Here is a 12,283-nt window from a genome sequence, read left to right as displayed (position 1 = left end):
GGATTCACACCTCGATTCGCGAAGTGTCCTCCGCCACCGGCCAGGTCAATGAAGTGGCGTTGCGCGTGGTCAGCGCCTCCAACTCGTCGATGGTCAACTCCGACGAACAGGCCAACCGCACCAACAGTGTCGCGGCAGCGATCAACCAGTTGGGCGCCGCCGCCCAGGAAATTGCCCGTAATGCCGCGCAGGCCTCGCACCAGGCCAGCGATGCCCGCCACCTGGCCGAAGATGGCCAGCAAGTGGTGGAGCGCAACATCAAGGCCATGACGCAACTGTCCGAAATGATCAGCGCCTCCAGCAGCAATATCGAGGCGCTCAACAGCAAGACCGTGAATATCGGGCAGATCCTCGAAGTGATCACCAGTATTTCCCAGCAAACCAACCTCCTGGCGCTCAATGCGGCCATCGAGGCGGCGCGCGCCGGGGAAGCCGGACGCGGGTTTGCGGTGGTGGCCGACGAGGTGCGCAACCTGGCCCATCGCACCCAGGAGTCGGCGCAACAGGTGCAAAAGATGATCGAGGAGCTGCAAGTCGGCGCCCGAGACTCAGTCAGCACCATGAGCGAAAGCCAGCGCCACAGCCTCGACAGCGTAGAAATCGCCAACCTGGCAGGCGAACGCCTGAGCAGCGTGACCCAGCGTATCGGGGAAATCGACGGCATGAACCAATCGGTGGCCACCGCCACCGAGGAGCAGACCTCGGTGGTGGAGTCGATCAACATCGATATCACCGAGATCAATACGCTCAACCAGGAAGGCGTGGAAAACCTGCAATCCACCTTGCGCGCCTGCTCTGACCTGGAGCAGCAAGCGGCACGCTTGAAACAACTGGTGGGGAGCTTCCGTATCTAAACCCGAGGACATCGCAAATCAACTGTAGGAGCCGCCTCGATCAGGCTCGACAGCTCCTACATTCAATCTGCGTTGTGTTTGCCAGGGCCGGGCTTGTCGTGCGGCTCTGACTCTTCCTGCAATTGCTCCCACAACCGGGCGGCGTCGGGGAAATCCGTGCCGTCCTCGGCATCCAGGGCATCCGGATCGTAGCGGCTCAAGCAACCCTCGCCCAAGGTGGCGGGTGCCTTGGACGTGGCTTTATCCAGGGGATCACTCATCGTTCGACCCTCATAGCTGACACAAATAAAAAGGGCCTGGGTGATTTAACGCCCAGGCCCTTTTTGCTTTATCAGAACACTACAGTCTTGTTGCCGTGTACCAGCACGCGGTCCTCCAGGTGATAGCGCAGGCCACGGGCCAGGACCATCTTCTCGACATCGCGGCCGAAGCGCACCATGTCTTCAATGCTGTCGCTATGGCTGACGCGTACCACGTCCTGCTCGATGATGGGACCTGCGTCCAGCTCTTCGGTGACGTAGTGGCAGGTTGCGCCAATCAGCTTCACACCGCGCAGGGACGCCTGGTGGTACGGCTTGGCCCCGACAAACGACGGCAGGAAGCTGTGGTGGATGTTAATCACCTTGCCTGCATATTCGCGGCACAGTTCCGGCGGCAGGATTTGCATGTAGCGCGCCAGCACCACGACGTCCGCTTCATGCTGCTCGACCAGGCGCGAGACTTCGGTGAAGGCTGGCTGTTTGTTCTGCGCGTCGACCGGCACGTGGTAGTACGGAATGCCGTGCCACTCGACCATGCTGCGCAGGTCATCGTGGTTGGAAATCACGCAAGCGATCTCACAGTCCAGTTCATCGCTGTGCCAGCGGTGCAGCAAGTCCGCCAGGCAATGGGACTCGCGGCTGGCCATCAGGACCACACGCTTTTTCTGCTCGGTGTCCGTGATGCGCCATGTCATCGAGAACTCTTCGGCGATCGGTGCAAATGCCTCGCGAAATGCCTCCAGGCCAAAGGGCAGCGTGTCGGCACGGATTTCGTGGCGCATGAAAAACCAACCGCTGAGATTGTCCGAGTGATGACTCGCTTCGGTGATCCAGCCGTTGTGAGAGGCCAGAAAGTTACTGACTTTAGCGACGATACCAACCCGATCCGGGCAGGCAATCACCAGACGAAAAGTGCGCATTAGGGGCAAACTCCAGAACTTCGCAAAGGCCGCCATTCTAGCGATACCGTAGAAAAACTGCAGTATTCCTCAACGCTTATTCGCGCAATTCCTTGTGGTGTCCCTAAACAGAGTACGGTTTTTACCTGGGCGTTATGTGTGTACAAGCATCTGTTACCACAATTACCCAAGATCTAAGGAGAATATCTTTAGCCGCTCGAGCGCACTAAATAATGCACTCCGAGCCTCTGGCTACAAACATTCAAAGTAAATTACATAAAACCGAGCTTAAATGTTTACTTGGGGAAACTGTCTGACTATTATTAGGCCACTATCCCTGTCCCTCAGCGCCCCGCATAAGGTAGTCCACATGTCCCTGATCAACGAATACCGTGCCACCGAAGAAGCTATCAAAGAGCTGCAAGCCCGTTTGAAGAATCTGTCCCAAGACGACAAACTGCAAACCGAGCTGGAATTCGAAGGCAAATTGCGCACCCTGATGGGTGAATACTCCAAGTCCCTGCGTGACATCATTGCGCTGCTGGATCCGGAATCGAAAGTTAAAGCCCCACGCGGCGCGGTAAAAGTTACCGGCACCAAGCGCGCGCGTAAGGTCAAGCAGTACAAAAACCCGCACAACGGCGAAGTGATTGAAACCAAAGGTGGCAACCACAAAACTCTGAAAGAGTGGAAAGCCAAGTGGGGCGGTGACGTGGTTGAAGGCTGGGCTACCCTGCTGGGCTAAGGCTCGCCAGGTCGCCACCTGATTCGCGACACAATAAAAAACGCCAGTTCGCTGGCGTTTTTTATTGCCCACTGTTTATCAAAGGTCGATTACAGGCTCAGCCGCCGGCGTAAAGCATCAACATATTCTTGCCATTCATCCAGTACCTGGCGCTGAAACGATGTAGCACTAACGTCCAATTCAAGCCTGGCCTTATTGAAACTCTCGAGGGTATTGGGGGCACCGTAATCCGCGTCTGACAAGCGTTGCTGACAGAACAATTTCCAGCGTTGTTGCTCTTCATCGTCCAAGGTGTACGCAAAGTTACGGGCACGATAGCGAAACAATAATTCCGGCAAACGATGATCATCAAAAGGCCACTGCTGGCGCGCTAGTTGCGCAGGTTCGGCAGTGCGGACTTGTTCACATAACCGCCGATCCCGATCACCAATAAAACCATCGTAGAGCTGTTGCTCCGGGTCAGCGCTGGCGGCGAAATCTTCTTCGGCATAAATCGCCGGCAATTTATCCCGCCAAAGTTCCTGTGCGTCAGTTAGCCGCAGCGCCCGGGCCTGATATTCAGGCATGTCCAGGTTCAAACGCTGCTGATCTTGCGCGCGCAATACACTCAGCGGCGCGACCACCGGGCAACGATTGATATGCACTAATTTGAGCGGCACCGGCAATTCGCCGTCGGCCAACTCATCGCGCCGGGTGTACAGGCGCCGGCGCAGGGTTTCGGCATCCAGGTCCAGCAGGCCCTGTGGGTCGAGCCCCAGGTCACAGACAATCAACGCGTTGCGATTGCGCGGATGCCAAGCCAACGGCAGGACCACTCCCAGGTAATGACGCTCGGCAGAAAAACGCCCGGAAATATGCACCATGGGCTGCAACAGGCGGATCTGATCCATGACCCGCTGTTTACTGCGCAGTTGAAACAACCAGTCGTACAACTTGGGTTGTTTTTCCCGGACCAATCGCGCCAGGGCAATGGTGGCGCGCACGTCGGCCAAGGCCTCGTGGGCCTGGCCATGGTCGATCCCGTTGGCCTGGGTCAAGCGCTCCAGCTTGAGGGTCACGCGCCCGTCCTGCTCGGGCCAGACGATTCCGTCTGGGCGCAGGGCATAGGCCGTGCGCAGCACATCGATCAAGTCCCAACGACTGTTGCCGCCCTGCCATTCCCGAGCATAGGGGTCGAAAAAATTGCGGTACAAGCTGTAGCGGGTCATTTCGTCGTCGAAACGCAGGGTGTTGTAACCCGCGCCGCAAGTGCCGGGGGCCGCCAGCTCAGCATGCACCCGCGTCATGAAGTCGGCTTCGGCCAGGCCTTTTTCCGCCAGTTGGCCAGGGGTAATGCCGGTGATCATGCAAGCCGCCGGGTGCGGCAGGATATCGTCGCTGGGCTGGCAATAGAGGTTGACCGGCGGCCCTACCTCGTTGAGGTCATGATCGGTGCGAATTCCCGCAACCTGCAGCGGGCGGTCGCTGCGCGGGTTGATGCCGGTGGTTTCATAGTCGTACCAGAAGATCGAGGTCACGGGCTATTCCTGTGCTGAAGACCGACAAAGTCTAGGCGCTGGACGCCGCCCGGGGCCAGCGCCATATGCACTGGATAAACATTCAGTGAAACCTTGGCGCATTTTCAGGTGTTACTTGCAGCGATGACACTGCTAGCATCGACCTCTCATTTTCGCCGGCCGCCCGATGAGGTTGCCCATGCCCAGCCACGCCGCACTGCCAGGGAACGCAATGCCCACCGCCCCATTGGACACTCGCTACCAGATCGAGACCCCGGAAGGCATCGACCTGCCCTTGCGCCCCGCCGGGCTGATGCCCCGGGCGCTGGCATTCGGCTTCGACCTGGGCCTGCGCGGCCTGATCCTCGGCATCCTGTTCATCGCCCTGGCGTTTCTCGGCGACCTGGGCATCGGCCTGGGCTCGATCCTGCTGTTCCTCGTCAGTTGGTGGTACATGGTGCTGTTCGAAGTGCTCAACCAGGGCTGTTCACCGGGCAAGCAGATCATGGGCCTGCGCGTGGTACAGGATGACGGCACGCCCATTGGCTGGTCCGCCTCCTTGATCCGCAACCTGCTGCGTTTTGTCGATATGTTGCCGTTCGGCTATTTCCTCGGCGCCATCAGTTGCCTGCAACATCCCCACTTCAAACGCCTGGGCGACATCGCAGCCGGGACCCTGGTGGTTTACCGCGAACAGCCCGTGGCCCGCCCTCTCTTGCCCCAGGCCCCGGCATTGCGCCTGCCCTTTGCCCTGGCGTTGAACGAGCAGCGCGCGATCCTCGGTTTTGCCGAGCGCCAGGGTGAACTGTCCGCCGAGCGCACCCAAGAGCTGGCGGCGATTCTGGCCACGCCCTTGCAGGTTTCCCCGGCACGCGCCGTGGACCAGCTCAATGGCGTGGCCCGCGGCCTGCTGGGGCCGACATGAAACAGAGCCTGTTCGAAAACCGTCACCAGCCGCACTGGCAAGCCTTTGCCGCGCAACTGGCATTGCTTGAGCAAGGCAAGGCCAAGGCCCAGGAGCTGACGCACTTCCCCCATGATTACCGACGCCTGTGCCAGCACCTGGCGTTGGCGCAGGAGCGTGGCTACAGCAGCTACCTGGTAGACCCGTTGCAACAGTTGGCCCTGCGCGGCCATCAACAGCTGTATCGCCATCGCAGCCAGCTCGGCGCCAAGGTCCTGGGCTTCCTGCTGGCCGACTTTCCCCGCACGGTCCGCGAACAATGGCGCTTCGTGCTGGTGGCCAGCCTGCTGTTCTTTGGCAGCCTGGTTGGCATCGCCCTGCTGGTCTATCTGTTCCCCGACCTGATCTACACCATCGTCAGTACCCAGCAAGTGACCGAGATGCAAACCATGTACGACCCCGACGCCAGTCGCCTGGGGCGCGCGGCCGAGCGGGCCTCGAGTGAGGACTGGATGATGTTCGGCTACTACGTGATGCACAACATCGGCATCGCGTTCCAGACCTTTGCCGGCGGCCTGCTGTTTGGCCTGGGCAGCGTGTTCTTCCTGTTTTTCAATGGCCTGATGATCGGGGCCATCGCCGGGCACCTGACCGAAATCGGCTACGGGCAAACCTTCTGGTCCTTTGTCATCGGCCACGGCGCGTTTGAACTGACGGCCATCGCCCTGGCCGGTGCGGCCGGCCTGCAACTGGGCTGGGCGTTGATCGCACCGGGAGCATTGCCCCGGGGGGAAGCACTGCGCCTGGCAGCCGGTAAGAGCGTGCAAATGATCTGCGGGGTGATTCTGTTCCTGCTGATCGCGGCCTTTATAGAAGCCTATTGGTCCTCCACCACGGCCGTGGAGCCCTGGGGCAAATACCTGGTGGGCGCGGCGCTCTGGGCGATGGTGATCGCCTATCTGCTGTTCGCCGGCAGGAGTCGTCATGCGCCTGAGTGACGCCAGCGTGGTGATTCGCCCCCGCTCCTCGTGGGAAGCCATGGACCTCGGAGTGTTGCTCGCCCGTGAGCACCGCGTGCTCTTGATGAGCAGTTGGGCCTTGGTCAGCCTGCCGATTTTTATCCTGATCAGCGTCGTGCTGTGGGACTACCCCTCCGTTGCCGTGCTGTTGTTCTGGTGGTTGAAACCGGCCTTTGAGCGCCTGCCGCTGTATATCCTGTCCAAAGCGCTGTTTGGCGAGACGCCGACTCTCAAACAGGCGCTGCGCCAATGGCCACGGCTGCTCAAGGGGCAACTGCTGGCCAGCCTGACCTGGCGGCGCTTTAGCCTCAGTCGCAGCTTTGCCATGCCCGTGATGCAACTTGAGGGCCTCGGCGGCCTGGCCCGCCAACAACGGCTGGGTGTGCTCCTGCAACGCAATGCCGGCGCGGCGCGCTGGCTGACGCTGATCGGCATGCACCTGGAAACGGCGCTGTGGATCGGCTTGATGGCGCTGTTCTACCTGTTCCTGCCGCAACAGGTAGAGCTGGACTGGGACTGGCAGCAACTGGCATTGGCCAGCAGCCAGGACTGGCTCTGGCTGGAGCACCTGAGCAATGCCTTCTACGCCCTGATCCTGGTGTTCTGGGAGCCGATCTACGTGGCATGTGGATTCAGCCTCTACCTGAACCGGCGTACCGTGCTTGAAGCCTGGGACCTGGAATTGGTGTTCCGCCGCCTGCGCCAGCGCCTGGGGTCGGCAGTGGCCGCCCTGTTGTTGGCTGTCGGCCTGCTAGTGATCGCGCCAACGCCCCAGGCCATGGCCAACCCGCCGGTCGACTCAAAACCGTTGAGCACGCCGCAAGCCAGTCAATCGATCAAGCGCCTGCTGGAACAACCCCCGTTCAAGAATCCGCAAACCGTTACCCACTACCGTTTCGGCGAGGACAAGAGCAGCAGCAACGCCAAGTCCCCGGGAGGTGCCCATCTGCCGGCCTGGCTCAAATCCTTGCTGGACAATCTCAACAGCGACACCTTCAAGCCCCTGGCCCTGGTGATGGAGGTGCTGCTCTGGGGCCTGCTGATCGCCGGCATTGCCCTGGTTGCCTGGCGTTATCGTGATTGGCTGCACGCCTTTGTCAGTCGCCGCCGCGTCCAACGCCCCAAGGCCGTGCAGCCCGTGCCGTCGCAACTGTTCGGCCTGGACATGGGCGTGCAGACCTTGCCCGAGGATATTGCCGGTGCCGCCGAACAACTGTGGGCCACACAGCCCCGCGAGGCCCTTGGCCTGCTGTATCGCGGCCTGCTGAGCCGGCTGCTGCATGACTTCCACCTGCCACTGAAAAACGCCGATACCGAAGGCCAGGTCCTGGAACGGGTGCGCCACTTGCAACAGCCGCAATTGCTGGCCTTTAGCGACGACCTGACCCGGCACTGGCAAAACCTCGCCTACGGCCATCGCATACCGCCTGCCCTGGCCCAGCAACAGCTCTGCGCCGGTTGGCGCAGCTTGTTCGACAGCGAGGCCGCGCGATGAACCGGCCACTGATCTGGATTGGACTGATCCTGGCTTGCCTGCTGACGGCCGGGGGCTTCTATGCCTGGCACAAGGCGATTCCCTACGAAGAAGTGGTTGACCGCGGGCCCTCACCTGAAGCCCAGGCCAACCCCTACCTGGCGGCGGAACACTTCCTACGCCAGCAAGGCCTGGCCGTCGAGCATGCCCGCAGCCTGGAACGCCTGGCCACCCTGCCCGCCAAGGGCGGCAGCCTGCTGTTGCTCAGCGAACGCAGCAACATGACCCCGCGCCAGGTTGATCAGTTGCTGGAGTGGACCAAGGCTGGCGGCCATCTGCTGCTGGTGGCCGAAGCCATATGGGATGAAGAAACCCAGGACAGCGGCGACCTGCTGCTCGATCGCCTGCAGTTGCGCCAGGCCTTCAGCGATGGCTTTGACCAGCCGCCCCCCGCCCGCAAGAACAAGAAACCGGACCTGACACGGCTGTATGTCGATAACGAAACCGCGCCGGCGTTTTTCAGTTTCGACACTGACTTCACCCTGATCGACCCCAGGCACCTGGCACAGTTTTCGGCCAACAGCGCCAAGTCCAGCCACCTGATGCAACTCGATCTCGGGCTGGGTCGTGTAACAGTGATCACCGACAGCGAGCTGTGGAAGACCCCGGCCATCGGCTTGCACGACAACGCCTGGCTGCTGTGGTACCTGACCCAGGGCAGCGATGTCACCCTGCTATCGAACACGGACGTCGAAAACCTGTTCAGTCTGGTGCTGCGGTATTTCCCCCAGGCCCTGGTAGCACTGGCCGCCTTGATTCTGCTGGGGTTGTGGCGCGCCGGCGTGCGCCAGGGGCCCATCCAGGCGCCAGCCCCGAAAGCCCGCCGTCAGCTGCAGGAACACCTGAATGCCAGTGCCGACTTCCTGCTGCGCCGCAGCGGGCAAAACAGCCTGTTGCAAGCCTTGCAGCGCGACATCCTGCGTACCGCACGTCGCCGCCACCCCGGATTCGAACAGTTGGATACCGCAGGACAATGGCAGGCCCTTGAACGCCTGACCCGCCAACCCGCTTCAATTATCAGCCAGGCCCTGGGCCCACTCCCGGCAAAACGGCTTTCCAGCGCCGATTTCAGCCGCCAGGTGGCCTGCCTGCAAACCCTCAGGAATGCCCTATGAGCGATTCTCCAGTGGATTTACCCAATACCCTCGACACCGGGCGCGCCACCCAACTCGCCCAGGCGCTGCGCACCGAGTTGCGCAAGGCAGTGATTGGCCAGGACGCGGTGATCGATGACGTACTGACCGCGTTGATCGCCGGCGGCCATGTGCTGCTCGAAGGCGTACCCGGCCTGGGCAAGACCTTGCTGGTACGGGCCCTGGCGCGCTGCTTTGACGGCGACTTCGCACGCATCCAGTTCACCCCGGACCTGATGCCCAGCGATGTCACAGGCCATGCGGTGTACGACCTGCACACCGAGCAATTCAAGCTGCGCAAAGGGCCGTTGTTCACCCATTTGCTCCTGGCGGACGAGATCAACCGGGCCCCGGCGAAAACCCAGGCCGCCCTGCTCGAAGCCATGCAGGAACGACAGGTCACTCTCGAGGGTGAAGCCTTGCCCATCGGCCAGCCGTTCATGGTGCTGGCCACCCAGAACCCCATCGAACAGGAAGGCACTTACCCACTACCGGAGGCCGAACTCGACCGGTTCATGCTCAAGGTACGCATGGACTACCCAGAGGCGCAGCAAGAGCTGGATATGGTGCGCGAAGTGACTCGTTCCTCCCGCGCCGACATGCTCGACGTACAGCCATTGCGCACCGTGCTGCAAGCCAATGATGTACTGCTGTTGCAACAGGTCGCCAGTGAGCTGCCGTTGGATGACCAGGTACTCGACTACGCCGTGCGCCTGGCCCGTACCACCCGCACCTGGCCCGGCCTGGCCCTTGGCGCCGGGCCTCGCGCCTCCATCGCCCTGGTACGTGGTGCCCGCGCCCGGGCTCTGCTGCGCGGTGGCGAGTTCGTGACCCCGGACGACATCAAGAGTTGCGCGCTGGCAGTGTTGCGCCATCGCGTACGCATCGCCCCGGAGCTGGATATCGAAGGCCTCGAGGTGGATCAGGTACTGGCCCAACTGCTCGACCAAGTGCCAGCGCCACGCCAGTGACATGCCCATGAGACCTACTCGCCTGTTGCTGGCCTGGCTCGCGGTGCTGCTGGGCCTGAACATCGCCCTCGGAACGGCCATGGCCCTGCAATTCAAGGTGCCGGCCGCCCTGCACTCCGTGGCCTGGGGCCTGCTCCTGGCGCTGCTTTTGCTGGCATTGCTCGATGCTGCCCGCCTGAAACGCCGTCCCTCGCCACGCCTGCGGCGGCATATGCCAGGCAGCCTGGCGCTAGGACGCTGGAGCGAGGTGCGGATCACCCTGGAGCATGACTACACACAGCCATTGACGCTGAAGGTGTTTGATCACGTACCGGATGGTTTGAGCGTGCAGAACCTGCCGCAGTTCATCGCCCTGCGCCCCGGTGAACACAGTGACCTGGGCTACCGCCTGCGCCCCTTGAGCCGTGGGCATTTCAGCTTTGAGCGCTGTGAGGTGCATCTGCCCAGCCCCCTGGGATTGTGGACCGCAAAACGCCAGGTATCGGTCAAGGATGCAACCCGGGTTTACCCGGACTTTGCCCGCCTGTACGGTGCGCAGTTACTGGCGGTAGACAACTGGCTCAGCCAACTGGGTGTACGCCAGCGCCAGCGTCGCGGCCTGGGCCTGGAGTTTCATCAGCTGCGCGAATTTCGCGAGGGCGACAGCCTGCGCCAGATCGACTGGAAGGCCACGGCACGGCAACGCACGCCGATTGCCCGGGAATACCAGGATGAGCGCGACCAGCAGATTATGTTCATGCTCGATTGCGGCCGACGGATGCGCAGCAAGGACGGCGAACTGTCACATTTCGACCACGCCCTCAACGCCTGCCTGCTGCTCAGCTATGTGGCCTTGCGCCAGGGCGATGCCGTGGGCCTGTGTACCTTCGCCTGCGACCAGCCGCGCTACCTGGCACCAGTCAAGGGCAGCGGTCAGTTGAACCAGTTGCTCAACGCGGTATACGACCTGGACAGCACCCGGCGCACGGCCGATTACCAGGCTGCCGCCAATCAGCTGCTGGCCCGCCAGAAACGGCGGGCGCTGGTGATCGTAGTGACCAACCTGCGCGATGAGGACGATGAGGAACTACTGACGGCCGTCAAGCGCATCAGCCGCCAGCACCGGGTATTGGTGGCGAGCCTGCGCGAAGGAGTGCTGGATCAATTGCGCCAGGCTCCCGTGCAGACCTTGGCGCAGGCGCTGGCCTACTGTGGCAGCGTCGATTACCTCAATGCACGGGAAGAACTTCATGACCGCCTCAAGGCGCAGGGCCTGATGGTAATGGATGCCCATCCCTCTGAGCTGGGCGCCGACCTGGTAACCCGATACCTGGGCTGGAAAAAAGCCGGCGCTCTATGAATGGTGTGTGACGCTAGGCCGAAGCCTGCAAGGGGTCAAAGCTGAAGTACTGCAACAGCGCAACAATCAGCTGACCGTACTCCGCGGGCGCCTCCAACAGGCAAAACCCCGAGTCGTAATGCCTGGGGTTGATATCTTCACGACTCCACAGGCAGGTCGCAGTGAAATCAATGGCGTGCATATCACCCTCAGGACCTGGAATCTTCAAGCGCAGATCAAAATCCACGTTGAGCATCATGGGTAATTGGCTGACTAGCATCAGCCCTTCACTGGAAATATTACCCAAGTAACCGATGGGCTTACCTGTGAAGCGATTGAACACCTCTAAAAAATAGGGCAACTGGTGCCGCTCAATCCGTCGGTCAGTCAACATGATCAGATCGCCGTCCAATGGCCAAGACTGTGGCCGTTGCTGTGATTCGGGCCGGGAAGCTACATGCCCCCCCGCTCTCCTGGATCCCGGTGCAACAGCGGCCCCTGCCCTGTCACTCTACAACCACCGAATCCTGTTTTTGTGTCTGTTTGAATTGAAAGTTATACAAACGTACTTCAAAAGAATAGCCCAACTCTGGCAAGAGGCCAGCAATTAAATGGCGTATATCATCACAAGGCTGCAGGTCGCGCGCGCGCTGCACTTGCGCCAGGGTAATGCCCCAGTTGTTGCAGCGTATCCAGGCGTGCACGGGCCCGGAACGCGTACTCACTCGATGGGTACTGGCTAATGATGAACTGATAAGTCTGCACCGCATCCACAAACAACTTCTGCCGTTCCAGGCACTGCCCACGCAGCATCGAGACTTCCGGCTGCACGTAGCGACGGGACCGGCTTTCACGGTCGACCTGGGACAATTCCAGGGTGACCCGCTCACAATCGCCCACGTTGTAGGCACGGTAGGCATTGTTCAAATGATGGTCCATCGACCAACGGGTACAGCCGACAACACTGACGGCCAGGGCAGCAATGATCAAAACTCGCATGGGGTGTTCTCCTGTCTTGAGCAGTGTATCGACCCTTGGGCGAAAATCTTCAAGGTTGTTCGTCTGGCGTCATAGAGTGAAAACAAGCGAATCGACAATAAGTAGTGCAAACGAACAATGACTACAGCCAAAGAGCATAGTAGCCTTCCCC

Annotated in this window: 13 protein-coding genes; 8 read left to right on the top strand and 5 right to left on the bottom strand. The window is 60.8% G+C overall.

From position 1 onward, the window contains the following. Positions 1–89: 89 nt before the first annotated feature. Positions 90–854, top strand: coding sequence for a methyl-accepting chemotaxis protein (locus HBO12_RS28710; protein WP_371923390.1), 765 nt, complete (start codon positions 90–92; stop codon positions 852–854). Between the two features lie 62 nt (positions 855–916). Here the strand turns inward: HBO12_RS28710 and HBO12_RS08070 are convergent, their stop codons facing one another. Beyond that, positions 917–1,114 carry a hypothetical protein gene (locus HBO12_RS08070; RefSeq protein ID WP_169954652.1) on the bottom strand — a complete coding sequence of 66 codons (198 nt, stop codon included), beginning with the start codon at positions 1,112–1,114 and terminating at the stop codon, positions 917–919. Positions 1,115–1,185: 71 nt separating this feature from the next. Beyond that, positions 1,186–2,034, bottom strand: a complete 849-nt coding sequence (gene purU / locus HBO12_RS08065) for a formyltetrahydrofolate deformylase (RefSeq protein ID WP_169954651.1) — start codon at positions 2,032–2,034, stop codon at positions 1,186–1,188. 349 nt (positions 2,035–2,383) lie between these two features. Here purU and mvaT point away from each other — a divergent pair, with 349 nt between their 5' ends. After that, positions 2,384–2,758: a histone-like nucleoid-structuring protein MvaT gene (mvaT, locus tag HBO12_RS08060; protein ID WP_029295469.1), complete on the top strand. Its 375-nt coding sequence runs from the start codon at positions 2,384–2,386 to the stop codon at positions 2,756–2,758. A gap of 89 nt (positions 2,759–2,847) precedes the next feature. On the opposite strand, the gene sbcB is transcribed toward mvaT, so the two are convergent. Then, positions 2,848–4,275 carry an exodeoxyribonuclease I gene (gene sbcB / locus HBO12_RS08055; protein ID WP_170041890.1) on the bottom strand — a complete coding sequence of 476 codons (1,428 nt, stop codon included), beginning with the start codon at positions 4,273–4,275 and terminating at the stop codon, positions 2,848–2,850. A gap of 211 nt (positions 4,276–4,486) precedes the next feature. Here sbcB and HBO12_RS08050 point away from each other — a divergent pair, with 211 nt between their 5' ends. The 6 genes from HBO12_RS08050 to HBO12_RS08025 are packed head-to-tail and all read left to right on the top strand — an operon-like array spanning position 4,487 to position 11,154. Beyond that, positions 4,487–5,179: an RDD family protein gene (locus HBO12_RS08050; protein WP_170041889.1), complete on the top strand. Its 693-nt coding sequence runs from the start codon at positions 4,487–4,489 to the stop codon at positions 5,177–5,179. After that, positions 5,176–6,156 (top strand): stage II sporulation protein M, encoded by a 981-nt coding sequence (locus HBO12_RS08045; protein WP_170041888.1) that lies wholly within the window; start codon positions 5,176–5,178, stop codon positions 6,154–6,156. Before HBO12_RS08050 ends, HBO12_RS08045 begins: the two co-directional genes overlap by 4 nt. Further along, complete coding sequence (locus tag HBO12_RS08040) at positions 6,143–7,672, top strand: DUF4129 domain-containing protein (RefSeq protein WP_170041887.1); 1,530 nt, start codon at positions 6,143–6,145, stop codon at positions 7,670–7,672. The genes HBO12_RS08045 and HBO12_RS08040 overlap by 14 nt, the downstream gene beginning before the upstream one ends. After that, positions 7,669–8,826: a DUF4350 domain-containing protein gene (locus HBO12_RS08035; RefSeq protein WP_170041886.1), complete on the top strand. Its 1,158-nt coding sequence runs from the start codon at positions 7,669–7,671 to the stop codon at positions 8,824–8,826. The genes HBO12_RS08040 and HBO12_RS08035 overlap by 4 nt, the downstream gene beginning before the upstream one ends. Next, entirely contained in the window at positions 8,823–9,815 is a 993-nt protein-coding gene (locus HBO12_RS08030; protein WP_170041885.1) for an AAA family ATPase, read from the top strand. Before HBO12_RS08035 ends, HBO12_RS08030 begins: the two co-directional genes overlap by 4 nt. A gap of 7 nt (positions 9,816–9,822) precedes the next feature. Next, positions 9,823–11,154, top strand: coding sequence for a DUF58 domain-containing protein (locus HBO12_RS08025; RefSeq protein ID WP_170041884.1), 1,332 nt, complete (start codon positions 9,823–9,825; stop codon positions 11,152–11,154). A 13-nt stretch (positions 11,155–11,167) separates the two neighbouring features. Here the strand turns inward: HBO12_RS08025 and HBO12_RS08020 are convergent, their stop codons facing one another. Together HBO12_RS08020 and HBO12_RS08015 are read right to left on the bottom strand one after the other, a co-directional pair. After that, positions 11,168–11,527 (bottom strand): PilZ domain-containing protein, encoded by a 360-nt coding sequence (locus HBO12_RS08020; protein ID WP_170041959.1) that lies wholly within the window; start codon positions 11,525–11,527, stop codon positions 11,168–11,170. A 230-nt stretch (positions 11,528–11,757) separates the two neighbouring features. Further along, complete coding sequence (locus HBO12_RS08015) at positions 11,758–12,132, bottom strand: tol-pal system YbgF family protein (protein ID WP_170041883.1); 375 nt, start codon at positions 12,130–12,132, stop codon at positions 11,758–11,760. Positions 12,133–12,283 lie beyond the last annotated feature (151 nt).

This window comes from Pseudomonas sp. WS 5059, from assembly GCF_012985525.1.
In the GTDB taxonomy this organism is placed as follows: domain Bacteria; phylum Pseudomonadota; class Gammaproteobacteria; order Pseudomonadales; family Pseudomonadaceae; genus Aquipseudomonas.
This window is presented reverse-complemented; position numbering and strand designations above follow the sequence as displayed.